The 24,427-nt window shown below is 42.3% G+C and carries 16 protein-coding genes; 11 read left to right on the forward strand and 5 right to left on the reverse strand.

Annotated elements, in window-relative coordinates; genetic code table 11:
- Nucleotides 1–285: 285 nt before the first annotated feature.
- The 3 genes from AHMF7605_RS03970 (at nucleotide 286) to AHMF7605_RS03980 (ending at nucleotide 6,997) form a co-directional block, all read left to right on the forward strand.
- Nucleotides 286–2,949: a DUF5916 domain-containing protein gene (locus AHMF7605_RS03970; protein ID WP_106926658.1), complete on the forward strand. Its 2,664-nt coding sequence runs from the start codon at nucleotides 286–288 to the stop codon at nucleotides 2,947–2,949.
- 444 nt (nucleotides 2,950–3,393) lie between these two features.
- On the forward strand, nucleotides 3,394–5,190 hold the full coding sequence (locus tag AHMF7605_RS03975; protein WP_106926660.1) for a glycoside hydrolase family 9 protein: 1,797 nt from the start codon (nucleotides 3,394–3,396) through the stop codon (nucleotides 5,188–5,190).
- Nucleotides 5,191–5,506: 316 nt separating this feature from the next.
- Nucleotides 5,507–6,997 (forward strand): glycoside hydrolase family 43 protein, encoded by a 1,491-nt coding sequence (locus AHMF7605_RS03980; RefSeq protein ID WP_199200192.1) that lies wholly within the window; start codon nucleotides 5,507–5,509, stop codon nucleotides 6,995–6,997.
- Nucleotides 6,998–7,175: 178 nt separating this feature from the next.
- Here AHMF7605_RS03980 and AHMF7605_RS03985 read toward each other — a convergent pair whose 3' ends face one another.
- Both AHMF7605_RS03985 and speD read right to left on the reverse strand, forming a co-directional pair.
- Nucleotides 7,176–8,021, reverse strand: a complete 846-nt coding sequence (locus AHMF7605_RS03985; protein ID WP_106926662.1) for a phytanoyl-CoA dioxygenase family protein — start codon at nucleotides 8,019–8,021, stop codon at nucleotides 7,176–7,178.
- 230 nt (nucleotides 8,022–8,251) lie between these two features.
- A complete protein-coding gene (gene speD / locus AHMF7605_RS03990) occupies nucleotides 8,252–8,662 on the reverse strand; it encodes an adenosylmethionine decarboxylase (protein ID WP_106933338.1) in 411 nt (136 codons plus the stop codon).
- A 346-nt stretch (nucleotides 8,663–9,008) separates the two neighbouring features.
- Between speD and AHMF7605_RS03995 the strand changes: the two genes are divergently transcribed.
- From AHMF7605_RS03995 to AHMF7605_RS04030, 8 genes are all read left to right on the forward strand, one after another.
- Nucleotides 9,009–9,677 carry a DUF4178 domain-containing protein gene (locus tag AHMF7605_RS03995; protein WP_106926664.1) on the forward strand — a complete coding sequence of 223 codons (669 nt, stop codon included), beginning with the start codon at nucleotides 9,009–9,011 and terminating at the stop codon, nucleotides 9,675–9,677.
- Nucleotides 9,664–10,968, forward strand: a complete 1,305-nt coding sequence (locus tag AHMF7605_RS04000; protein ID WP_106926667.1) for a DUF4178 domain-containing protein — start codon at nucleotides 9,664–9,666, stop codon at nucleotides 10,966–10,968. The genes AHMF7605_RS03995 and AHMF7605_RS04000 overlap by 14 nt, the downstream gene beginning before the upstream one ends.
- 6 nt (nucleotides 10,969–10,974) lie before the next feature.
- Nucleotides 10,975–11,163: a hypothetical protein gene (locus AHMF7605_RS04005; protein WP_106926669.1), complete on the forward strand. Its 189-nt coding sequence runs from the start codon at nucleotides 10,975–10,977 to the stop codon at nucleotides 11,161–11,163.
- An 8-nt stretch (nucleotides 11,164–11,171) separates the two neighbouring features.
- Nucleotides 11,172–11,390 carry a DUF350 domain-containing protein gene (locus AHMF7605_RS04010; RefSeq protein ID WP_106933339.1) on the forward strand — a complete coding sequence of 73 codons (219 nt, stop codon included), beginning with the start codon at nucleotides 11,172–11,174 and terminating at the stop codon, nucleotides 11,388–11,390.
- A gap of 9 nt (nucleotides 11,391–11,399) precedes the next feature.
- Nucleotides 11,400–12,911, forward strand: coding sequence for a polyamine aminopropyltransferase (locus AHMF7605_RS04015; RefSeq protein WP_106926671.1), 1,512 nt, complete (start codon nucleotides 11,400–11,402; stop codon nucleotides 12,909–12,911).
- A 4-nt stretch (nucleotides 12,912–12,915) separates the two neighbouring features.
- On the forward strand, nucleotides 12,916–14,553 hold the full coding sequence (locus AHMF7605_RS04020; protein ID WP_158267450.1) for an NAD(P)/FAD-dependent oxidoreductase: 1,638 nt from the start codon (nucleotides 12,916–12,918) through the stop codon (nucleotides 14,551–14,553).
- Nucleotides 14,546–15,634, forward strand: a complete 1,089-nt coding sequence (locus AHMF7605_RS04025; protein WP_106926675.1) for a hypothetical protein — start codon at nucleotides 14,546–14,548, stop codon at nucleotides 15,632–15,634. Before AHMF7605_RS04020 ends, AHMF7605_RS04025 begins: the two co-directional genes overlap by 8 nt.
- 530 nt (nucleotides 15,635–16,164) lie before the next feature.
- Entirely contained in the window at nucleotides 16,165–18,798 is a 2,634-nt protein-coding gene (locus AHMF7605_RS04030) for a DUF7133 domain-containing protein (RefSeq protein WP_106926677.1), read from the forward strand.
- A 554-nt stretch (nucleotides 18,799–19,352) separates the two neighbouring features.
- On the opposite strand, the gene AHMF7605_RS04035 is transcribed toward AHMF7605_RS04030, so the two are convergent.
- The 3 genes from AHMF7605_RS04035 to AHMF7605_RS04045 all read right to left on the reverse strand — a co-directional run bounded on the left by AHMF7605_RS04035 (nucleotide 19,353) and on the right by AHMF7605_RS04045 (nucleotide 24,341).
- A complete protein-coding gene (locus AHMF7605_RS04035; protein WP_106926679.1) occupies nucleotides 19,353–21,527 on the reverse strand; it encodes a TonB-dependent receptor in 2,175 nt (724 codons plus the stop codon).
- Nucleotides 21,528–21,598: 71 nt separating this feature from the next.
- A complete protein-coding gene (locus tag AHMF7605_RS04040) occupies nucleotides 21,599–21,925 on the reverse strand; it encodes a DUF6660 family protein (RefSeq protein WP_146153512.1) in 327 nt (108 codons plus the stop codon).
- Nucleotides 21,926–22,073: 148 nt separating this feature from the next.
- Nucleotides 22,074–24,341, reverse strand: a complete 2,268-nt coding sequence (locus tag AHMF7605_RS04045; protein ID WP_394336187.1) for a heavy metal translocating P-type ATPase — start codon at nucleotides 24,339–24,341, stop codon at nucleotides 22,074–22,076.
- Nucleotides 24,342–24,427: the final 86 nt, after the last annotated feature.

The following is a 24,427-nucleotide window of genomic DNA, read 5'->3' on the forward strand; positions in this document are numbered from 1 at the left end:
ATCTTTCATTGGTAGGTGCCTGTAACCGCATAGTGGCTTAATGCCTGTTCTTAAATACTATAAGAATAGCAGAGTAATAAAGTAAAAAATATTTTTGAAGGTTCTGTTACTTTCCGGATTAAGTGAAGTTAACTTACATATTCCTTTAAATTATTTGAGTTTTACCGGAATATAGGCTAAATTTTTCATAGGGTGTTTACCCCGGAGATGCTTTGACGGTCGCACTCTAACATTACGATTTCCTTTTTTCTACTCATACCTTAAATAATTTTTACCTCTGATTTTATGAAAAGAGCCTGGTTGCTTTTTCTTTTGCTTGTAGTTTTTACTCACTTTCTTTCCGCGGCAACCCTGGATTCCGTTCAGGTGAAAAAGCAATATTTTACCAAACTGCTTACCGGAAATATTATCTTAGATGGCGCTCCTAACGAAGAAGTCTGGAACACAGTAGAATGGGGCGGTGATTTTACCCAATACCAACCAAACGGAGGGAAAGCTCCTTCGCAAAAAACAAATTTTAAAATTTTATACGATACCAAATTCCTCTACATCGCTTACCGCTGCTTCGATACCGCACCCGATTCTATAATTAAACGCATGGGCCGGCGCGACGAGTTTCCCGGGGATTGGGTAGAAATAAATATTGATAGTTACCACGATCAGCGGACGGCTTTTTCCTTTTCTTTGTCGGTTTCGGGAGTGCGAGGCGATGAGTTTATTTCCAACAACGGCAATAACTGGGACACGAACTGGAATCCGATTTGGTTTGCCAAAGCCCAGGTAGATGCCGAAGGATGGACCGGGGAGGCTAAAATTCCGTTAAGCCAGTTGCGATACGGCAACGAACCCGAAAAAGTATGGGGATTTCAGATTACCCGGCGATTGTTCCGGAAAGAAGAACGGTCTACCTGGCAATATATTCCGCAAAATTCGGGCGTTTGGGTAAGTGCTTTCGGTGAACTGCACGGCATAAAAGATATCCCCACGCACCGGCAGGTAGAAATTGCTCCCTACGTTACGGCCCAAACTGACCAGTATAAAAAGGAAGCTGGCAACCCATTTGCGAAAGGCTCCGAATCGAAAATAAATATTGGATTAGACGGCAAATTTGCCATTACCAACGATTTAATTTTAGATTTTACGGTAAATCCCGATTTTGGCCAGGTAGAAGCCGATCCTTCCCAAGTTCGGATTGATGGATTTCAGAATTTTTTTGAGGAGCGTCGGCCATTTTTTATTGAAAGTCGCAACATTTTTGATTACCAGCTAACCGGTTCCGAGGCCGGCGGCGATTACGACAGCGATTTGTTATTTTATTCTCGCCGCATTGGCAGCTCCCCGCACGGCAACCCGGAATTGAACGACGGCGAATACCTGAAATCGCCGCAAAATACTTCTATACTGGGAGCACTTAAATTCAGTGGTAAAACGAAGAAAGGCTTGAGCATTGGCATTCTGGAAAGTGTTACGCAACGGGAAATTGCCACCATCGACCACGACGGGCAAAGAAGAGAGGAGTTGGTAGAGCCGCTCACTCATTATTTTGTCGGGCGTTTGCAGAAAGACTTTAAAGCCGGCAATACCGTTATCGGCGGAATTATAACCGGAGTGAACCGCGAAAAAGGCTTGAGCGACCAACTGCACCGCAATGCTTATTCCGGCGGACTGGACTTTCTGCATTATTGGAAAAACCGCACTTGGTACATCCGGGGTAACGTGGTTTTTAGTGAGGTACAAGGCACCAAAGAAGCCATCTTAAATACCCAGACCAGCTTCGAGCATGTATTCCAACGACCCAATGCCCGCGAAGTAGCCGTAGATAGTAACCGCACTTCCCTGGCGGGCACGGGAGGTACTTTCCGGTTTGGTAAAATTGGCGGTAAAACGGGTAAAATGGGCCAGGTATTAAGATTTGAAACCGGCGTAACCTTGCGCTCGCCCGGTCTGGAACTAAATGATATTGGATTTATGCTTACCGCCAACGAAATTAATCATTTTACCTGGGCGGGGCTTCATTATCAAAAACCGTTTTCTATTTTCCGGAGTGCCCGTTTAAATTATAACCATTGGGCTCGCTGGGATTATGGGGGTAAGTTTATTTATCAGGCTTTTAATTTTAATTCGCACGCTACCTTTAAAAATTACTGGCAAACGGGTATGGGTTTAACCTGGAATACTTTTGATATATCCAATAACGCCCTGCGAGGAGCTTCCTCCATTCGTCGCCCGCCTGGTTTAGGCAACTTCTTTTACGTAGTTTCCGACACCCGTAAAAAATTCTACACTGTTTTAGAAACTTTTAATTTCTGGGGATTTGGCAATACAGTGAAAGGAAATAATATAGATTTAACCACTACTTTTCAACCCATAAATGCCTTGCGCATAAGTTTAAGCGGCAGCTACTCGTATAACTGGCGCCGGCAAGACCAGTACGTGAGCGATGTAACCTTTCATAACCTCAATCGCACCATTGTGGGGCAAGTAGCCCAGAAAACCCTGCGTTTTACCGGCCGCATCAGTTACAACATTACTCCAGATTTAACCTTGCAATATTACGGACAGCCCTACATTACTCGCCCGATTTACGACAACTTTGCCTATGTTTCTAATCCATTGGCCCGCCAGTACGATGATCGTTTTCAGGTTTTGGATAGAAGCCAGATGAGTTTTAAGGACGATGAATACCAGGTAGACGAAGATAAAGACGGAACCCCGGATTATAGTTTCAGTAAACCGGATTTTAATTTTGTGCAGTTTCGCTCTAATCTAGTGGCTCGCTGGGAATACCGGGCCGGTTCCGAATTATACCTGGTTTGGTCGCAGGGTAATACGCCGGATGCGGACGCCGATTTAAATACTCCCTTGGCTAATAGTTTATGGAACAATGCTTTTGCCGAACAGTCGCGCAATATTTTCTTAATTAAATGGACCTACCGGTTTTTACGTTAGAGTAAATTAGTTCTTTTTTCGACTTTAAGTTACTAAGGTGAACTAGTAATTGAATAAGTTTTAATTTCTTGAAACTTAACAAAAGTATCCATTATAATATTGAACCTGTTTATAAATAGGATTAATCAAGTGAAGTTCACCATTCAAAGTTGCTAAGTTTTAAATATATCGCGAGCGTCTTTGCTCGTGAGAAATATCGTCTGGCCTCCCCGAAATACTGCGGAATTTGCCACTGGCCGGTAGAAACATGCTCTGAAGTTTTACAAATAGACTTTTGCGCTCGCCCGGCCAGAGGCCTACCAAACGGTTAGGCACGAGCGAGGCGTGCTCGCGCCAGCTTATATTACTAGAGTTCAGGGAGGAAGATATGAAACAAAAATTCAGATTGAATACTACCAGTATTTGCTTTATTTTTTAGATTGGTGCTTCACCCAAAAAACACCCATGAACTCGCCGGTACAGAAAAGACTTTATTTTATTCTTTTTTTCCTCTCAATTTTTCTGATAAATGTAACGACTGCCCAGGCGGAAGAGCAAACCTGGATCCGGATTAATCAGTTGGGTTATTTGCCGGAAGGCGTTAAAGTAGCCGTATGGTGTTCTAAGCAAAACCAGGAAATTAATGAATTTGAACTGGTAAATGCTCGCACGAATAAAGTAGTTTACCGGGGTGCCGCTGGTAAAGCTTTTGGCGCCTATGGACCTTTTTCGCAAACGTATCGGCTTTCCTTCTCTGATTTTAATAAAACGGGCCGGTATTATTTACGAGTGAATCAAGCCCGCTCTCCGGCATTTAAGATCAACAAAGACGTATATAAAGGCACCGCTGATTTTTGTTTGCGTTATATGCGGCAGCAACGTTCCGGTTTTAATCCCTTTTTGCAGGATAGTTGCCATACCCACGATGGTTATACCTTATATGGTCCCATGTCGGACAGCACCCACGTAGATGTAGTAGGCGGCTGGCACGATGCCAGCGATTATTTACAGTATGCCGCTACTTCGGCCAACGCTACCTACCATTTGCTCTTAGCATACCGCGATTTTGCGCCGGTATTTACCGATCATTATTTAGCCAACGGCTTAAAAGGTAAAAATAAACAAGCGGATATTGTCGACGAAGCCCGGTGGGGTTTGGATTGGCTCTTGAAAATGCATCCTAAAGCTGATTGGATGTTTAACCAGATTGCCGACGATCGCGACCATTCTGGCATGCGCCTCCCGAAAGAAGATAGTGCTTATGGGAGGGGCTACGAACGTCCGGTTTATTTTATTAACGGCGAGCCGCAGCAAAGAGGAAAATTTTTAAATAATACCACCGGTACTTCTTCTACCGCGGCTAAATTTTCGGGCGCTTTTGCTCTCGGCGCTCAAGTTTTCCAGCAAAAAGATCAGGTTTATAGTCAGCTTTTAAACCAAAAATCTGTATCGGCTTATGCTTTTGCTTTAAAGAAACCAGGAGTTACCCAAACGGCTTCCGTTAAGGCACCCTACATTTACGCCGAAGATAATTGGGTAGATGATATGGAACTGGCCGCTACCTGGCAAAACCGTTTAGAAGATGCCTTCAATTACGCGAAGCAAGAACCTATTACGCCCTGGTTGGGCACCGATACGGCTAAGCATTACCAATACTATCCGTTTATTAACCTAGGGCATTATGAATTAGCTAGTCGGCTTCCAGAAAATTCCCAAAAAACTGTAATCGGGTATTACCAACAAGGCATTAACCGGGTGTGGGCAAAAGCGCAGCACAATGCTTTTTACCGGGGAGTACCCTTTATTTGGTGCAGCAATAATTTAACTACTTCTTTTGCGCTGCAATGTTATTGGTACCGGAATTTAACCAACGACGCTCAATTTTTAGAATTGGAACAAGCTAATATTGACTGGCTTTTGGGGCTAAATCCCTGGGGAACTTCCATGGTGTACGGCTTGCCGGCTAAAGGCGATACGCCCGTAGATCCGCATTCGTCCTTAACCCATTTAAAAAATTATCCCACTGATGGCGGCTTGATTGATGGTCCGGTTTACGGTCAGATTTTTAAAAATCTTCTCGGCATTCAACTGTACAATCCCGATGAGTACGCGGCCTTTCAGAGTGACCTGGTGGTGTACCACGATGATTTTGGTGATTATTCCACGAACGAACCCACTATGGATGGAACCGCTTCCCTGGTTTATCTTTTGGCTGCCCAGGAAAGTGAAGGGAAAAAAGCAAAAAGAAGAAATCGAAAATAATCAATAGAAATGCTGGAAGGAGTTTTGGAGAGTTGGAATTGAAAACGTAACAATTATTAGAGTATGTTTTGAATGATTGGTTTCTTCACGGATGAGTTTAGCCTATTTCAGCCAGCTAATAATTTATTTCTACGTAAAGAAAAACTAAATCGAACCTCAAGTTCAACTTCAAATTATCAGAGCAGGTTGCAAATTCGTGCAACCTTATTTAAAAAATAAAGCTTTTGTTAAGCCGCAATGTTTTTTCAGGGAAATAGAATTTCTATTTAAAATCCTGATTTTGGCCGGAAAACTTATTGGTTAATCTTGATAAAAAATGCAGCTGCAAGAAACAAGCTCCGCAGACAAAATTTCCGAAATAAAACTGACTTCTCCCGCTGGAATACCCTTTCCTTTTACCATCCAAATAAGGGAAGAATTAAACGCGCCTACTAAACTGTTTTCCTTTACGGTAATCGGGCAAGATTCTTTAACCAACGAAAGGAAAACCTGCCATTACCAACTAGACGAGCGAAACCATAAAGCGTATTTAAACTTTTTTGAAAAATTAGCCTTGGATTTCGGATTACGTTTGCCCCAGAACCGCCAACAGGTGAAAGCTAATCCTCAGTTTAAGGCGGCTTACCGGGAGGTGTTAAGTAAAAATTTGCACCCGCAAATGCTGTATGGTTTCGGCGATCCGGCGGTAATCCGGGTGCCGGAGCAATCTAATCCAGCGGAGGCGCTTTATTACCTGCTTTCAACTTCAAACGATGCGCCGCACGCTTTTCCGATTATTCGCTCGCGCAATTTGCTGGATTGGGAATTCGTGGATTTTGTTTTTCCGGAAGACCAGAAACCTAACTGGGCGGCAAACGACGAATTGGTGAGCGATTATTGGGCGCCGGAAATGCACCACATTAGCGGAAAATTTCACGTTTATTTTGTGGCCCGTGACAAAGAAACCCGGGAACTTTGCATTGGCGTAGCCAAATCTTCCTTACCTGAAGGTCCATTTGTGGCCGATGCTAAACCGGTGATAAAAGGAAATGTGATTGACCCGCACGTTTTTGTGCAGGACGACGGGACGGCTTTTTTGTTCTGGAAAGAAGATAATAACGATGTCTGGCCCGGTAAATTAATTAGTTTTCTTCAGGAATATCCCCTTTTTATACCGGCCTTATTTGAGGAAAAAGAAGACCAGATTACTGCTTCTTTTATCGCCTCCTTGTGGCCCTGGGTGCGAAAGCTGGAGCCCATGGAGCGTTTTTTATTTAACCAGGTATTCATTGAAGCGGTAATTGCCAGGTATTTGTTTTTCTACGATCGTCTTACGGTTTTACGAGCGAATCAGTCCGAGCCTATCCAGGAGCAGATACAAACCATTCAACAATTCATGAAAACGCCCATGTTCGCTCAGCCTTTATCGTCGGATGGTTCCAGCCGGGTAGGAGAACGAACTAAAATTATCGAGAATGATCTGGCCTGGGAAGCGCATTTGGTGGAAGGAATGTGGGTGACCAAGCACCAAAATAAGTTTTACCTGTTTTATGCCGGCAACGATTTCTCCACCGATCAATACGGAATAGGAGTGGCCATAGCCGACTCACTTTTAGGGCCTTACCGGAAAATGCCGCAACCTTTTCTTCAATCTACAACGGAGTGGTGGGCGCCGGGCCACCCTTCGGTAGTACTTGCCCCGGATGGTAAGCCGCACCTGTTTTTGCACGCGTACTTCCCGGAAAAAGCCGGCTATAAACAATTCCGGGCGCTGCTTTCGGTGCCCATAATTTTTGAAGGAAACCGGGTAGTATTAGGTGCGGTATAAACCAAAAAACTGCCGGCAACAGAAAAATATTAATTCTTTTTTCAGCTATTTCTCTGGTTAATTCATTTAATCTAATTGGAAGAAATAGCCTTAACTTAATTTACCGATAATGAGTCATATATAAGAGTAAGTCTAGTATCTGAAATCTTGATACTAGTAGCTTACTACTTAAATCTGTTTAAGCTTCGCCCATCATTAAACCTTCAATGGTATGAGCCTGGTAAATAGGTTCCAGTTTATCTACCAGTCGGTAAGTAAGATGTTCCTTTAAACTTTCCGGTATTTGTTCGAAATAAGCTCTGGTAATTTGTAAATCATGGCGTTCGGCATTTCTGGCGGTAGGAGAATCGACGCCTAACACCAAAGCGGGCCGTGGCTTATTTGAATAATTAGCCGTTCCGCGGTGAATAGTTAAAGCCGAACGAGCGGAAATATCCCCCATTTGCGGCATTTTCCGTTGCGCTCGCTCTTTATACCGGGCATAGCTTGCTTTCGAAGGAAACATTTCGTGCTCAAAGTTAATGGGCAAATCCCACTGGGTGCCCGGCGCAATTTCAAACGGTCCCATGTCTTCGGTTACATCAACGGTAGTAAGATTAAAAGCCAAAGAATTTAAACGACGTCCGATAATGGTATCTTCCGGGGCCGGAAAATCGCGGTGCCAGGGTTGGTCCATGGCTCCCGGATTAGGAATATCAAAGCCAATTTCCACAATTTTGTAGTCCGGACCTAGGACCGCCTCACTAACGGCGGTAACCCAAGGGTGCGTCGCCAACTCCACAAAGCCCCGGATATCTTCCGGGTGAATCTCCACGTAATGTCGCTTCGGGCCGCGCCCAACCGCCCCTCCGGGGCGCTTTAAAGCAGCCTCGTACAAGGGCCAAATATCTTCATCTAATTGCTGAACCCATTTCCGGCTAAATGCCCCTTTTAAGGCAATAATCCCATCGCCGTACAAACCTCCCATTATCTGGGCGACATCGTATTTTGCCACTGCCGGGTTTATAACTTTTTCTGCTAGCATCCTCTAAAACTTTAAATTTTACAACTAATCAGCTTTCCATTCACCTTAGGTTCCCGGAATATTTTACAACGCTACTTTTTTAACGCCGCTGTATGGCTTAGGTTACGAGTAACATAATCTAAAACCGGCCGGAAAGTAAATGGTGTCCGGATAAAATTTCGTTCAGAGCACTGCGGGTAAAAGATGTTTTAAAGAAAAAAGTGATAAAAATGTGCCCGCACCAGCTTTTATTATTTTTCCGGTATTCGGGTAATTACGGCCGCTTCTTGTTGGTGTATACTTTCGTTTTGGTTATAAACGCGCCGGCTTATTTCTTCTGCTTGCAGCAAAACCAGGTTAGGAAGTTTATTTTGTAATAGTTGGATAATGGCAGATAAGTTGATTTTCCCTTTGCAGGTGAAAATATCGATGCAGAATAATTCTTTTTCCGGCCACGTATGAATGCTGATATGCGATTCGGCCAACAAGAGCATGGCGGTAAGACCCTGCGGATGAAATTTTTTGTAATTACGGCTAATTACCTGAAAGTCGCATACAACCCTAATATCTTCCAGCAGCTGCAAGGTAAACTCCGGGTCTTCTAACTTCTGAAAGTCAGAAACACTACAATCCAATAAATATGTAAGAGGTTCAAAAGCCATTAATTGAGCGCGCCGAATGAAGAACAAATATAAATTATTCTGCCGGAAGACGGCGGTATTTTAATATTTTTATGGTTCTATGTTCTTAAATTAAGTATTTTGTTATTTCTTACAACAAAAATCTTTGGTTAAGTAAGTTGAAATTCATTTTTTTGAAAGATAAGAGAATGGAAAACCACTTTCTCATTATCACTTTAAAAACGAATACAAAGGGTAACAATTCATATGAAATAAGATTATTTAAATCTAATGTTCCGTCAACTATAATAGGACGAGTTGTTTAACCTATAATAGGCGGATATGCATGAAATTACAACTGTGAACTGTGAACTGTGAACTATGAACTATGGACTATGAACTAAATACTAGTATGTTTTACCAGACCAAAGTACCTTTTTCGTGTTCGCAATGTGATCGCCCGCTCCAGTTTAAATCGGAATTTAGTGTTGGCCTTATTTGTCCGGAGTGCCAAACGGTTTCGCGGCGGGTACAATTAGAATCGAATACCCTGGATAAAATGGAAGCCGTGCGCGAAGATATGAGTGTAATTCGTTTGGGTACCACGGGTAGTTTTGAGGAAACAAGTTTTGAGGTTATTGGCCGGATACAGTACTTTTTTCAGGAAACTTACCGGAATCATTGGTTTTTGCATTTTAACAACGGTACTTCGGGTTGGCTGGGCGACTGGGCCGGGAATTATAGCATCTTTAAAATAGTAAAAGAAACGCGGCAAACTTTTGAGAATCCGGTAATAACCAAAAAAATACAAATTAATAATTCCGATTACTTTCTGGAAAAAATTGATGTTAGTTTTAAGGTGATGGCAGAAGGAGAACTACCCGGTTTTTATTTAAATAACGAAAAATTTATTCGCCTGGAGTTTAACAATTTGAATGGCGGATTGGCTTTGGCGCACGTTTTTACCAAAAACCAACTAGAGGCTTTTACCGGCCAATACGTAGAAGTAGGCGATTTACAATTTCAAAATTTCCGGCAGCATCATGATTGGGCATGAGGTAAAAGATCAAGATCAGCTTCCCGGGCAAATGACGATAGCCTGTCCGCATTGTCAGCAACCAGTCAGGTTGGTGACCTATGCTCAAGCTATATACGTAGCCTGCGGTTCCTGCCACAAATTATTTCGGACCCGGGAAAAAACCTTGGTGGTGCAGAAGCAATTTCAGTCTAAAAACGAGAAAATTCCGCTTTTGCCTCTCCGCAAAAAAGGCCGTTTAGCCGAGGTAGTTTACGCAATAGTGGGTTTTGTTAGCTACAAAGAAGAAAATTACGCTTATTACTGGCGGGAATACGTGTTGTTTAATCCGGTGCACGGTTATGCTTTTTTGGCCGAGTACGATGGGCATTGGAATTTTTTCCGGTTTATTTCCGATTATTCGCACGGTAAAACTCACCTGTATTCTTTCTATTACAATGGGCATGAATTTAAATTGTACAATAAATACAAGACCCATGTGCTATACGCCGAAGGAGAGTTTTTCTGGGATCTTATGGATGAAAGCGGCCATTACACCGAATACGTGGCTCCGCCTTATATGATGACCCGCCTCATCGCGAATAATGAAATAACCTGGTTGTTGGGCGAGTATTTAGAGCCGGAAATGGTGAAAGAAGCATTTAATCTTACCCATGATTTGCCGGTTCCAGCGGGAATTGGCGCTTCGGAGCCTTTTTCCAGCAGTTTTTCGTTTAATTTTTTAAAAGTAATTGTATTAGTTACTACTCTATTTTTGATTTTCTGCCAGGCTATCATCGTTAAAAGCAGCAAAGAAGTAGTGCTCGCCGATACCACTTTTAACTTACCCGAATCTTATGTAAGCAATACTTTAACGCCGCTGGCGGGTCCTACTATTACCATAAATCAAAATTGGGCGGGTACGTCTAACCTGGAGTTCACGCTTTATGCGCCGGTAAGTAATAACTGGTTATCAACGGGTATTACTTTAGTTAATACCCGAACCCACCAGGAATATGATTTCGAGATGGGGGTAGAGCATTACAGTGGTTACGAAGGTGGAGAAAGCTGGTCGGAGGGCAGTCAGCAGACTAAAAAATTGATTTCGGCTTTACCGAATGGCACCTACCAAATTATTATTCAACCTTACCGCGAGAATTACACCACCGTAAATTTATTTAGCTTAACCATTGTGCAGGATGTACCCATTTGGTCTAACTTCTGGATTGTTTTAGTCTTGGTTTTAATTTTTCCGGGCATTCAATGGTTCCGGAATTATACTTTTGAAAAACGCCGCTGGATGAACAGTGATTATTCCCCCTATACCGATTAAAACCCAATGAAAAAATTTAAATTTTCCTTACCTAACTTGTTTCTTCTGTATCTGGGAGCAGTTATGTCTTTCTTTATTTACGCGGGGGTAACGGGTACGCGCATGCTCGGCGACGATACCGAAAAATTTGACCCGAACGGACCCGGTAGCCGGGAAAATACCAGAGTCAGAAGTTCACGCTTTTATCATAAATGATTCGCTGCATGGAAAATTACCTTAATTATAAGTACATTATTTCTTCGCTGGTTTACTCCATTTTGGGTATTGGAATTTTGTTTGCTGCCTTCTGGATTATTGAAATGGTAACGCCCGAAAATCTCTGGAAAGAAATCTTGGAAAAACAGAACATGGCCTTAGCTATTTTGTTTGCGGCTTTCATGCTGGCCATTGCCATTATTATTGCCTCGGCCATTCACGGGTAAATTTCGGGTATGCGCATTCAAGTTCCGTTTTTATTGCTATTTTCTGTGTTTGTGGTAGCCACCTGCGGCTTAATTTACGAGCTGGTAGCGGGCACCTTGGCTAGTTACCTATTAGGCGATTCGGTTACCCAGTTTTCTACCATTATTGGCGTATACCTTTTCTCGATGGGGATTGGCAGTTACTTGTCTAAATTTTTTAACCGGAACCTGGTAGCCTGGTTTATTCAGATTGAAGTGCTGGTGGCGCTGGTAGGTGGCTTTAGCTCTACTTTGCTTTTTTTGCTGTTTGATAGAGTGGAGTCATTCCGGTTAGTTTTGTACTTGCTGGTTTCTTTAACAGGTATTTTGGTAGGCTTGGAAATTCCTTTAATCATGCGCATTCTGGAAGGGCGCTTTGAATTTAAAGATTTGGTTTCCAAAGTATTTACCTTCGATTACATCGGTGCTTTATTGGCTTCTATTATTTTTCCGTTGCTGTTAATGCCGCAACTAGGCATTTTGCAAACTTCTTTTTTCTTCGGCTTATTAAATGCGGCAGTAGCTTTGGCGCTTTGTTTTTATTTTAAACAAGAACTGCAATGGCCCGCCTACCTGAAAGTAACTTGCGCGGTAGTAATGGTTTTACTCACGTTAGGTTTTGTGACCAGCGAACGAATTTTGGCCTTTACCGAAAGCCTCACCTATCCCGATAAAATTGTGTATGCCACTTCATCGCCTTACCAGCGGATTATACTTACCCGCAACTCCCGCGATTTCCGGCTATTTTTAAACGGCAATTTACAGTTCAGCAGCGCCGATGAATACCGCTACCACGAAGCTTTGGTGCACCCAGGCCTGAATGCTATTTTGAACCCCAAAAAGGTATTGGTTTTAGGTGGCGGCGATGGTTTAGCGGTTAGGGAAATATTACGTTATCCGAGCATTAAAAAAGTGGTTTTGGTCGATTTAGATCCGGAAATGACCCGGATTTTTTCTTCCCACGCTTCGCTTACAAAATTAAACCAGGAATCGCTTTTATCTAAAAAAGTAAAGGTATTAAATGCCGATGCTTTTCAATGGTTAAAAAATTCGACCGATTTGTTTGATTTTGTGGTGGTAGATTTTCCCGATCCTTCTACTTATTCCATTGGTAAATTATATACGAATACTTTTTACCGTTTACTCCAACAATCATTAACTCCAAATGGCTTAGTAGTAATTCAGGCAACTTCACCGTTTATAGCACCAAAATCATATTGGTGCGTGGTAAATACTTTAAAAAGTGTGGGTTTTACTACCTTGCCTTATCACGCGCACGTTCCTTCTTTCGGCGACTGGGGATTTGTGTTGGCTGGTTCAAGTTTACATTTGAATGTAAATAAAGAATTTTCTAAAAAACTGCGGTTTCTGGACAATCCTACCTTTCAGCAAATGCGCGTTTTCCCGAAAGATATGCCGGCCTTACCAACGGAAATCAATAAACTAAATAATCAAGCCTTGGTCCATTATTTCGAGGAAGAATGGGCGCATTATTTAAATTAAATTTGTGGATCAGCCGGGGAGAAGAAAGTTTATTTTTAAGAGTGCCTTACTGGCAGCAGGTTTTCCTTTTTTAGGCTCATACCTTACCAGTTGTCAGCCAACTAAACTAAAATCCATTAAAGGTAGTTTAGCAGGCCCCTCTTCTAAAGCCGGCCATTTACTGCGGACAGGTATTTCCATTGTTTCGGAGGATATAGAAGAAGCAGAGGTAGTAATTATCGGTGGCGGAGTAGCCGGGTTAGCGGCCAATCGGTGGCTCCATCAAAACAGTGGTAAAAAAGTAGTATTACTGGAATTAGAAGATCAAACCGGGGGCAATGCGGCAGCGGGTAAAAACGAACATACGGCTTTTCCGTGGGGGGCTCATTATTTAACTTTACCCAATAATAATTTAACAGAATTATTAAATTTTTTAAAGGAAGAAGGGGTAATTACCGGATATGATGAAAAAGGATTACCCATTTATAATGAATATTACCTGTGCTTTGACCCCGAAGAACGCTTATTTATCAATGGCTACTGGCAACAAGGATTGATTCCAAATTGGGGAGTTCCAGAGCCGGAGCTAAAAGAAATTGAACGTTTTTTGGCCCGCATGGAAATTTTCAGATGGGCCAAAGGCAGCGATGAGAAATACGCGTTTGCCATTCCAATTACAACTTCTTCTTCCGATGAATTTTACCGCCGGTTAGATAAAGTTAGAATGCAGGAATGGCTACAGCAGGAAAATTTTACTTCGCCGCATTTGCGCTGGTATTTGAATTATTGTTGCCTCGATGATTACGGTTCCCGGTTGGAAGATACCTCGGCTTGGGCCGGTATTCATTATTTTGCCGCCCGTAAAGCAACCGGAGCCAACACCGATTCGGACCGGGTGCTTACCTGGCCGGAAGGAAACAATTGGCTGACAAACCGCCTTCGGAAAATAGGGGAAGAAAATATTCGCACGAATTCTTTAGCCTATAAAATAAGTTTCCTGCACGACCGGGTTGCCATTGATTACCGGAATGTAACTACTAACCAAGTGCATAGGCTTTTAGCTCGGCAATGTATTCTGGCTACTCCCCAGTTTGTAAATGAACGCTTGTTGAGCAATTTGCCTTTAAAAGAACCGAGACCTGTAAATGATTTTACTTATTCTACCTGGTTAGTGGCAAATATTACCGTTAAACAATTACCGTTAGGGCGGGGTACTCCTTTGTGTTGGGATAATGTTATTTATGGCAGTCCGGCTTTGGGTTACGTATACGCGAATCACCAGCAAGTGCAACTGTATCCACCGAAACAAACCATTACCTTTTACTATCCGCTCACCGGGCAAGACCTGAGAAAAGTCCGCGGCGAAGCTTACCAGAAAAGTAAAGAATATTGGCAGGATTTGGTAGTAACGGAACTCGAAAAACCGCACCCCAATATCCGGTCGCAGGTAGAAACCTTAGATTCATGGATTTGGGGCCACGGAATGATCCGGCCAACGGTAGGTTTTATTTGGGGCGAACAACGCGAAAAAGCAACGCAGTCCATTCAAAATAAAATTTTCTTTGCTCATTCCGATTTAAGTGGTATTTCCGTTTTTGAAGAAGCCTTTTACCAGGGGATAAATGCCGCCCAGCAAATTTTAGAAAGGAATCAAGATGCTTAAAGCAAAGCAGCCTTGGCTGCATTCGGCAGCAGTTGATTTACTTTTTATTGTGTCGCCGCCATTTCTGTGTTTATTAGCCATTATAGCTTTTCCGGATTTTTTCCAGCAAAACAAAGATATGCCGGTAATTGCTTGGGTGGTGCTGGTATTACTCATTGATGTAAGCCATGTATACAGCACGCTGTTTCGCACTTATTTGGATAAAGAAGCTTTTCAAAAACAAAAATCCTTAATGATTCTGGTACCGTTGCTTGCCTGGGTATTAGGTATGCTTTTATACGGGTTAGATGATATGCTTTTCTGGCGTGTGCTGGCTTATTTAGCGGTTTTCCATTTTATCCGGCAGCAATACGGTTTTCTGCAACTTTATTCCCGCAAAGAGCGCGTAACCAAATGGCAAAGGCAAATAAATGTAATCACCATTTATACGGCTACTATTTACCCAATTTTATATTGGCATTTAGAAGGTAAACGGCTTTTTAACTGGTTCATGGCCGGCGATTTTATTTCTATTTCTTACCCAGGGTTGCTGCCTATTCTTACCGTTGTTTATATATTCATCATTCTGGTTTATGTAGTAAAAGAAGTCTGGTTTATCTATCAAAATAAGACAACCAATATTCCCCGTAACCTGGTAGTATTTGGCACTTTGCTTTCCTGGTACCTGGGTATTGTGTATTATAACGGCGATTTAATTTATACCACTTTTAACGTGGTTTCGCACGGCATTCCTTACCTGGCTTTAGTTTGGATTTACGGTCAGAAAAAGCAGATTCACGCCAGTAGAAATTGTCAGCCGGTGGCCAAGCTGCACAAATTAATTTACCGGAATACGGGCATTATTTTATTTGTAGGTTTGGTTACTTTGTTAGCGTATCTGGAGGAAGGACTCTGGGATGGGCTGGTGTGGCGGGAGCACCGTCAGGTATTCTCTTTCTTTTCTCTATTACCCCAATTGCAGGATACTGTTTTGCTGACCATTGTGGTGCCCTTGTTAGCCTTGCCCCAAATAACGCACTATGTGTTAGATGGTTTTATCTGGAAAGTTTCCCGCGACGAAAACTTACATCCCTTAAAATAAAGCTCTTCCTGATTGTAAAATCTTGCTTTATATAATTTAATAATACCAAATTAAAAAGGCGTATTTGTGATAGGCAGTAGCTAAGAATAAACGATATCAGTTAGGCGGTGGAGGGCCTTCTAAGGTTCCGGTGCCGACGCCTGTCAAGATTCCGACGTGTAGGGGCGTGCTGCGCACGTTCCCACCCGCCCGAAAGAGCCTAACGAGGCCCGCCGGCCAGGAGGCAAACTGGTTACGGTTCAAATAAGATAGCACCGCCGCCTAGAGGCGGGCACCGGCTCCACAGATAAACAGCTATAATACGTCTTTTTAGTATAATTTTTAGCTTTACCGTTTCTTTATTATACATCTTGAAATTTTTAATCAATAAGAATTTGAAATTGTTACGCATCGTTTGAGTGAACCCGTAAAATGAGTAACTTTGATGAATGTAGTTATTTAAGCAATGATTCAATTAGTTAAGTTGACTAAACTCCAATAATTTTATCCCGGTATTCATCACTAAATTTTGTATTTTATTATAGAGAAAAATGTTAAAAATCTCCTTAAGCTTATTTTATCCTTTTTTGATAGTATTTGGCTTTATTCAAAAATTGGATCAGCCCCATACACTAAAAAGTAAACCTGCTTCGACTATTAGCCAGGAAGGACCTGCAGAAATAAAAATCAGCAATTTTGCCGGACCCGATTTAACTCCCAGTCCGGCTTGTTTGGCGGTTGCCCCAACCGGCGAAGTTTATGTCGGCGTAGATATGATTGGTTCTTTGGGTAAGGAGCCGGGAAAAGGTAGTATTGTACGTTTAGTGGACAGCAATAACGATGGTAAAGTAGATCAGCATACCACCTTTGCTCAAGTGGATGACCCTCGGGGAATAATTTCCGTAGGTGATCAGCTGTTTGTGATGCATACAACTTTTTCGAAAGAAACCAAGAAAGCCAGCGGCATGGATTTAGTGGTTTTCGAAGATAAAAACCACGACGGAATAGCTGATGGTCCTTCTAAGCCGCTGATACAAGGTATTAGTAATCCCAATTTTTTGCAAAGCCGCGGTACGGACCACGCCACTAACGGCATCCGGATGGGGATTGATGGCTGGATTTACATTGCCGTGGGCGACTTTGGTTTTCATGATGCCGTGGATCGTTCGGGTAAAAAACTTACGATGTTGGGCGGCGGAATTGTACGGGTACGGCCGGATGGCACCGAAATGGAAGTGTATACCCACGGTATGCGTAACATCTACGATGTAGCCATTGACCCGTACATGAACATTTTTACCCGGGGTAATACCAATGATGGAGGAGGTTGGAACATTCGGTTCAGTCATCAGATTCAGTCCGGCGAATATGGTTATCCCGTGCTGTTTCAACATTTTACCGACGAAATTATTCCTGCTTTGGTAGATTTAGGTGGTGGCTCCGGAACCGGATCTTTGTTTTTGGATGAGCCTACCTGGCCCGAGAAATACAACCACTTTCCTTTAATGGCCGATTGGGGAAGAAGCATGTTATACGTGCACCGGGTAACTCCGGACGGACCTAGCTTCCGGCAAAAAGACGAAGAATTTATCAAGTTACCGCAAATTACCGATGTAGACGTAGATGGCTCTGGGCGGATGTATCTTTCCGCCTGGGATGGAGCTGGTTATTCCGGTAATCCGGACAAAGGTTTTATAGTACGGGCTGTACCGGCAAATTGGACCTACAAACCATTTCCGGACCTTAAGAAAGCCTCATTAAACCAATTAACAGATTTGTTAAAATCAGAAAGTGCGGTAGCTCGTTTATACGCGCAACAAGAACTGCTTACCCGGTCCGGTAAAAAAACAACCGAAGCTATTTGGAAAATAACCGCGAATAAAAGTTTGCCTTTATTTGCCCGGGTGGCCGGTTTGTATACCTACGCTCAGGCCGCCGGCGAAAAAGGAACCGCCGACATAGTAAAACTAACCCAGGAAAACGACCTGCGTGAGTTTGCCTTGCGCGCACTTAGTGATCGTAAAACCCGGTTGACCGGAGTACCTACCGAGCCATTTTTGCAAGGATTAAAAGACCCATCTGTAAGAGTGCAAACTGCAGCTATTGTAAGCTTAGGTCGTTTAGGTCGTCCGGAAGCAATTCCTGCCTTATTACAAATAAAGGTACCTGATTCCTTTGGGGCGCCCGAAAAAAATACCGAAGGACCCCATGCCACTCCCAATCCAGCCATTATTCCGGCTCATTTAGCCGTTCGGGCTTTAGTAAGTTTACATGCGGTAGATGCCTGCGTGAAAGCAATCAGCACCGAGAACTCCACTTTGGCTTTATGGACATTGCGTTATCTGCACGACCCGAAAGCAGTAGATGGTTTAATTAATGCTTACCAACAAACGAAAGATAAAAAAATAAAAAATCAAATTCTGATTACTTTGTCCCGGCTTTACAAAAAAGAAGCACCTTATGATGGATCCTGGTGGTGGGGTACTCGCCCCGATTCGCACGGACCTTATTACAAAGCTATTACTTGGGAAGCTTCCCCTAAAATTGAAAAATTCTTAAAAGAGGAATGGAGTAAAGCAGATGCAGCGGGCAAACAGTTATACGCCGATTTAAACAGCCGCCACCGCATGGAAATTACGGAATTTGGCGGGGAAGATTCCGTAGCCGCTAACGAAGTGGTTAAAGTTGATTTAGATAAAATCCGGAATCAAAAAGGGCAAATTGGAAAAACTTCCATTGAAGACGTAATGCTGGCAATTGCCAAGATTAAAGGTGACCCAGTTGTAGGTAAAGGTCTTTTTGCGCGGCAAGGTTGTGTGGCCTGCCACAGTATAAAAAAAGGTGAAACGTTAAAAGGTCCATTTATGGGTCAGATTGGTTCTATTATGAACCGGGAGCAAATTGCCGAATCTATTCTGAAGCCCAATGCTTCTATATCGCAAGGTTTTGCTACCGTTACCATTACCGCCAAAGGAGATAAAACGTATACTGGGTTTGTATCCGAAGAAACCGCCGATAAGGTAGTCATGCGCAATATTGCCGGGCAAGTTTTCACGATTAAAACCAGTGACATTGTATCCCGCAAAGAAATGGAAACTTCTATGATGCCCAGCGGTCTGGCAAACGCGTTATCGTACGAAGAATTTGCCTCGCTGGTAACTTTCTTATCGGAACAGAAAAAGTAATCTATTGCTTGGGTAAATTAAAAATTAGGAATTAAGAATTAAAAATGAGGGCTAACTGCTCTACCAATTATCTTAACAATCAACATTGATTTGATTATTACCTTAATCGAGCATTAGTTTAAATAAAATTGTGATAACTTTTTCATTTCCTATTATGCATTTTCTAATTTCAAAATAAAATAACTGAAAGTCAGAATATAAAAGAGCCAACTTGTTCAAAACAAGTTGGCTCTTTTATATTTCACTAAAATTTCAATTAAATAAATAGCTTGAATCAGCAGGCTGCCAGCTAAGAATAAACGACAGCAGTTTGGCGGTGGAGGGCCTTCTAAGGTTCCGGTGCCGACGCCTGTCAGGATTCCGACGTGTAGGGGCGTGCTGCGCACGTTCCCGCCCGAAAGAACCAAACGAGGCCCGCCGAGCAGGAGGCAAACAAGTTACCGTTCAAACTACATCAGCACCGATCCATGGAGACTGGAAAAGACTCCAAAGACAAACAGTTCAAAGTATATCTTGTTAATTATTTAATAAAAAATTAAAAAACGGTTACCTTTTTATAATCTAACCTTTATCCCTCCATTCACTACAAAACCATCTAATGGAGCATAAATATCCAGGAATGTTGGGTTGATGATACTACCAGTATAAATATTATCAAATCTTGTTTGCCGCACGTCCAGAAAATTTTCAAAATTGAGGTAAAAAGAAAATTTTTCGAATAATTTTTCGGCCATAAAACCAGTAATAACATAAAATTTACCCGTGGTACCATCCGTAAGTCTTTGTTTGCTGAAATAATAAGACTCTAAACCAACTTTCCATTTTTCTTCTACTTCGTACATGAGTACCGCATTAATTCTATGCTTGGGGGTTAATGGATTAAGCGTTTTGCGGTTACTCTCGTGAATAATAGTATGCGTGAAAGTATAACCCAGGAACAAGTTAAAATCTTCGTATCCAATTTTGACGTTTGTTTCCGTGCCTTTGGTATCCAAATGGCCCGTATTATTTTGCAGGGCGTAAGTATTGTTGCCAAAGTTACGCAAGGTTAATGGGTGGTTTAAAAAAGTGTAGAAAAACAAATGGTTTACGTTAAAGCTAATGGCTTCCTGGGCAAAGGCAGTTCGATACGTAAAATCCAGGTTAGTGCCATAGCTGCGTTCTAATTGGTGATCATCCGGATTTAAAGGTAAAATACCCCGGTACTGCAGGCGTTCTGTTTCTTCCGTGAAAATAGTAGGTGCTTTATACCCGAAGCCACCACCCAGGCGGGAGGTAAAATTAGGTTTAATTTTAAAAAGCGCCGACACCCGGGGCAACCAGGCAAAGCCGTAATCCCGAACATAATCATTTCTTAAACCTGTTTCCAGGTGCAGCCAGTTTTGTACTTTCCAGGTATTCTGGACAAAAGCGCCGAAAGTAGTTTGATTATAATCCCGCCGGATAGAATTATCAGAAGGATTTTCCCAGAAATTTTCCGTCCATAAATTTAAACCCGTTACCCAATCCCATTTTTCACTTGCGTAGGTATAAGTAGCTTCACTAAAGGTGTTTACCTGCTCGCCGTTAAAGGAATACGCCGGAATTTGCAGGTTGCGGTTAAAGTAACTAACACTATTTTTGAAATTAAGTTGACTGCCGGAGTTTAAGTGATGATTGATACCCAACTGAGTAGAATAACGCTTGGTTTTATTCCGTTCAAAGTACGAATGGTTATTGTCTTTTTCACCTTTAATATAATGAATATCTCCGCCCAAACGATTTTCTAAAACCGAGTTAAGGCCTAAATTCAAATGCGTTTTTGGAGATGGATACCAGAATAAGCGAGGATTGAACGTATAGCGACTAAATTGAGGAATGGCCGATAAATCGGAATGAGAAGGATCATAGGCGTAGTTACTGTTGCGCGCCCCGAACATTGTTAAACCAATTCTTTGCCACCGCTTACTATAATAGCCATTTACATCCAGACCGCCTGCCGTAGTACCATTTAGTAAAAACCGGAGTTCGGGTTCTTCCTGGGGAGTTTTAGAAATAAGATTAACCAAGCCGGCAATGGCTCCTCCGCCGTATAGGGTAGACGACGAGCCTTTCACAATTTCTACTTGCTTTAAATCCAGAGGAGGTGTTTGCAAGAGACCCAAACCACCCGCATAGCCCGAATATAAAGGAAAGCCGTCTTTTAAAATTTGAGTATACCGCCCATCCAATCCTTGAATACGAATACTGGCGTTGGCCGAAGTAGCCGAGGTTTGTTGGGTTTGTATACCCGTACTTTCACTTAAGATCATCCGGATATCCCCGGGTTTCATGTTTCCTTTTTCTTCCAGTTCTTCGCCGGCAATAAATTCTACTCGGGTAGGTATATCCTGAATGGTACGGGTACTGCGGGTAGAAGTAATTTCTACTGTTTCCAGTTCTTCGCCACTACTTTGCAGTAAAATGGTTAGTGGTTCGATACTGGACTGGGGAAAAGAAATTACCTGGTTTATTTCGGTGTAACCTACGTGGGAAAAGCGAAAAGTATGGGTTCCGTTGGGTATATTATTAATTACTACCTGCCCTTTATTATCAGTAGTAGCCCCCAGATTAGTGTTTAGTAATACAGCAGTAGCGCCAATTAATGGTTCTTGCGTTTCGGCATCTTTTAAATAAGCAGTTAAGGTATTTTGTCCGTAAGCAATGGCCGCGCTGAACCAAGCTAGTAAGAACAGCATTACATTCTTCATTTCTTTAAGAATAACAATTGTAAAATAAAATAAGATATTGCCTTACCTCTAAAAAAGGTAAGAACACAGCTTTAAAAAATGAAAGAAGTAATTTTAGGCGGTTGCCAGATAGAAGACGAATATACCGAAGCAAAATTTTGCTGGTACCAAGTATTCGCCTGAATTTGGGGGTAAGTAAGTATAACTAGCTTGTAAGTAACAGGTAAGAAAGTAAAACCCGGACAACCCGGACAACTGACAAACGGAGAACAAAGGCCATCTTCTTTGTCGGAATCGCTGTTTTTCTTTTTAGCTTGTTCCGTAACCGGCTTTTCATTCGGACAATTATCGGCCAGGCAACAAGGAATAATTGCTAATACCAACACCAGCACCGCTAATAGAAAGGCCAATCTCTTCACGCCGCAAATATAATCCTTAATCTTAAATACTTGAACCTAAGTTTTTGAAGTATAAACTGGAAACTTCTAAAAAAGTAGTGCCGGATAAATAAATTCAGCCTAATACAATTATTGCCTAAATCATTTACCCGGCAAAAGAATTAAAAATTTAAAACTTTTTCGCTTTCAACCTCAGGCTATTAGTTACTACCGATACCGAACTTAAAGCCATAGCCGCTCCGGCAATCATGGGGCTCAGCAGAAAGCCAAAGGCCGGATAAAGAATACCCGCTGCTACCGGAATACCAATCAAATTATAAATAAACGCCCAGAATAAATTTTGCCGAATGGCTTGTACGGTTTGCCGGGACAATTTTATGGCTTTCGGTAGTAATTGTAAATCCGAAGTAATAAGGGTCATCTTAGCGACATCAATAGCAATATCCGAACCTTTGCCCATCGCAATACTTACATCAGCTTGAGCCAGGGCTTGCGAATCGTTAATACCATCACCTACCATACCCACTATTTTACCCTGGCTTTGCAGTTTTTTAACAAAGTCGGCTTTATCGCTGGGCATCACTTCCGCCTGGAAATGAGTAATACCTACCTGTCGAGCTACCGAAGCTGCGGTCCGGGTATTATCGCCGGTGAGCATGTACACCGTTAGGCCTTGTTCCTGTAAAGTTTGAATAGCCTTCGCAGAAGTTTCTTTTACCTTATCGGCGATTGAAAGAATTGCCACTACTTGCTGTTCTTCGGCCAAGAAAATTATGGTTTGTGCCGCTTCGGCCCAGGTATCAGCTAAATCCGAAAACTCAGTAGAAAGATGAATTTTTTCTGCTACCATAAAAGGCAAACTACCAATACGATAAGTTCTGCCTCCAAAATCGGCCTGTAATCCTTGACCCGTAACACTATTAAAATCAGTTAGAGGAAGGGTTGAAACCGATTTCTCGCGCAGGTAACGCACAATAGCTTCGGCTAAAGGGTGTTCCGATTGCTGTTCCAGGGTGAGCAAAATGGATTTTAACTCTGTTTGCCGGGCAAGAGTTTCTTGAGCCCAAATTAAGTTACTAACAACTGGTTTGCCTTCGGTAATAGTGCCGGTTTTATCTAAAACCAAGGCATTCAATCGGTGCGCTTGTTCTAAACTTTCAGCATCTTTTATTAAAATTCCTGATTCTGCTCCTTTGCCTACGCCCACCATAATAGCAGTAGGGGTTGCTAAACCTAAAGCACAAGGGCAAGCTATTACCAGAACGGTAACAAAAGCCAATAACCCTTGGGTAAAACCATTGGTGCCACCTAAGACCAACCACATAATAAAGCTAAGCAAAGCTAATCCAACTACCACCGGAACAAAAATTCCGGCAATTTTATCTACCAGTTTTTGTACCGGGGCCTTGGAACCCTGGGCTTGTTGTACTAGTTTAATAATTTGAGCCAGTAAAGTATCACTGCCTACTTTTTGAGCAATAAACCGGAAACTGCCTTTTTGATTAATGGTGCCGGCAAATACTTTATCTCCCACTTGTTTGGCAATGGGTACGGGTTCCCCGCTAATCATAGATTCATCCACAAAGGAAGAGCCAAAAGCAAGTTGGCCATCAACGGGAATTTTCTCCCCCGGACGTACCAGCAATAATTGACCAGGCTGAATATCGGCAATAGGTACTTCGCGTTCCTGGTCGTTTTCTATTAACCAAACTGTTTTCGGCTGCAAGCCAATTAATTTTTTAATAGCGGAGGAGGTGTTCGATTTTGCGCGTTCTTCCAATAATTTACCTAGCAAAATAAACACAATTATCATGGCAGCAACCTCGTAATAAACGTGCGGCTGCAAACCACGGGCTTGCCAAAACTCTGGAAATAAGGTATTGAAAACACTAAAGCTAAAAGCGGTTCCCGTACTTAAAGCTACTAAGGTATCCATGTTGGCTCTTCCGTGACGGGCTTGCTTGTAAGCGTTCCCAAAAAAGTTTCGGCCAAATAGGAATAGAATGGGAGCACAAAGTGCCATCATTATCCAATTACTGTAAGGCAAATGAATGAAAAACAGGCCTACGGTTGCCATAGAAGCAGTAAGTAAAGCAGCAAATAATAATTTCTTTTTGAGCGATTGATAATGATTTTGTTGGGCTTGTTCTTGCTTTTCCCGAGCATTCTCAGCATCTATAATTAAGTCGTACCCAATGGATTTAACAGCTTTTCGCAACTCAGATAACCGAACTTTTTTGGAATTATAAACAACTTGTAAATTCTGGGTAGCATAGTTAACGCTGGCTTTTTTTACTCCTGGTATACCAGCTACCATGGACTCCACACTTCCGGCGCAGGCAGCGCAGGTCATGCCGGTAACGGGTAGCATTATTTCTTTATTTTTATCATTATCCTTTTCCACGGAAGTTGGTGAAGGTTGAATCCTTGTTTCCATACCAGTAATTCTTTATTCTTTATAATAAGACAAAGGTAGTTCTGCATTCAGCCCGAAGCGTTACACAATTTTTGAAAAGAGTAATA

It is taken from the genome of Adhaeribacter arboris (assembly GCF_003023845.1).
Taxonomy (GTDB): domain Bacteria; phylum Bacteroidota; class Bacteroidia; order Cytophagales; family Hymenobacteraceae; genus Adhaeribacter; species Adhaeribacter arboris.

Excerpts from the sequence above, each read along its gene's own strand:
- AHMF7605_RS04035 (WP_106926679.1), bottom strand. The coding sequence starts at position 21,527 with ATGAAGAATGTAATGCTGTTCTTACTAGCTTGGTTCAGCGCGGCCATT.
- speD (WP_106933338.1), bottom strand. The coding sequence starts at position 8,662 with ATGGCTTTTGAACCTCTTACATATTTATTGGATTGTAGTGTTTCTGAC.
- AHMF7605_RS03970 (WP_106926658.1), top strand. The coding sequence starts at position 286 with ATGAAAAGAGCCTGGTTGCTTTTTCTTTTGCTTGTAGTTTTTACTCAC.
- AHMF7605_RS03980 (WP_199200192.1), top strand. The coding sequence starts at position 5,507 with ATGCAGCTGCAAGAAACAAGCTCCGCAGACAAAATTTCCGAAATAAAA.
- AHMF7605_RS04045 (WP_394336187.1), bottom strand. The coding sequence starts at position 24,341 with ATGGAAACAAGGATTCAACCTTCACCAACTTCCGTGGAAAAGGATAAT.
- AHMF7605_RS03975 (WP_106926660.1), top strand. The coding sequence starts at position 3,394 with ATGAACTCGCCGGTACAGAAAAGACTTTATTTTATTCTTTTTTTCCTC.
- AHMF7605_RS04015 (WP_106926671.1), top strand. The coding sequence starts at position 11,400 with ATGCGCATTCAAGTTCCGTTTTTATTGCTATTTTCTGTGTTTGTGGTA.
- AHMF7605_RS04010 (WP_106933339.1), top strand. The coding sequence starts at position 11,172 with ATGGAAAATTACCTTAATTATAAGTACATTATTTCTTCGCTGGTTTAC.
- AHMF7605_RS04000 (WP_106926667.1), top strand. The coding sequence starts at position 9,664 with ATGATTGGGCATGAGGTAAAAGATCAAGATCAGCTTCCCGGGCAAATG.
- AHMF7605_RS03995 (WP_106926664.1), top strand. The coding sequence starts at position 9,009 with ATGGACTATGAACTAAATACTAGTATGTTTTACCAGACCAAAGTACCT.
- AHMF7605_RS04030 (WP_106926677.1), top strand. The coding sequence starts at position 16,165 with ATGTTAAAAATCTCCTTAAGCTTATTTTATCCTTTTTTGATAGTATTT.
- AHMF7605_RS03985 (WP_106926662.1), bottom strand. The coding sequence starts at position 8,021 with ATGCTAGCAGAAAAAGTTATAAACCCGGCAGTGGCAAAATACGATGTC.
- AHMF7605_RS04025 (WP_106926675.1), top strand. The coding sequence starts at position 14,546 with ATGCTTAAAGCAAAGCAGCCTTGGCTGCATTCGGCAGCAGTTGATTTA.
- AHMF7605_RS04005 (WP_106926669.1), top strand. The coding sequence starts at position 10,975 with ATGAAAAAATTTAAATTTTCCTTACCTAACTTGTTTCTTCTGTATCTG.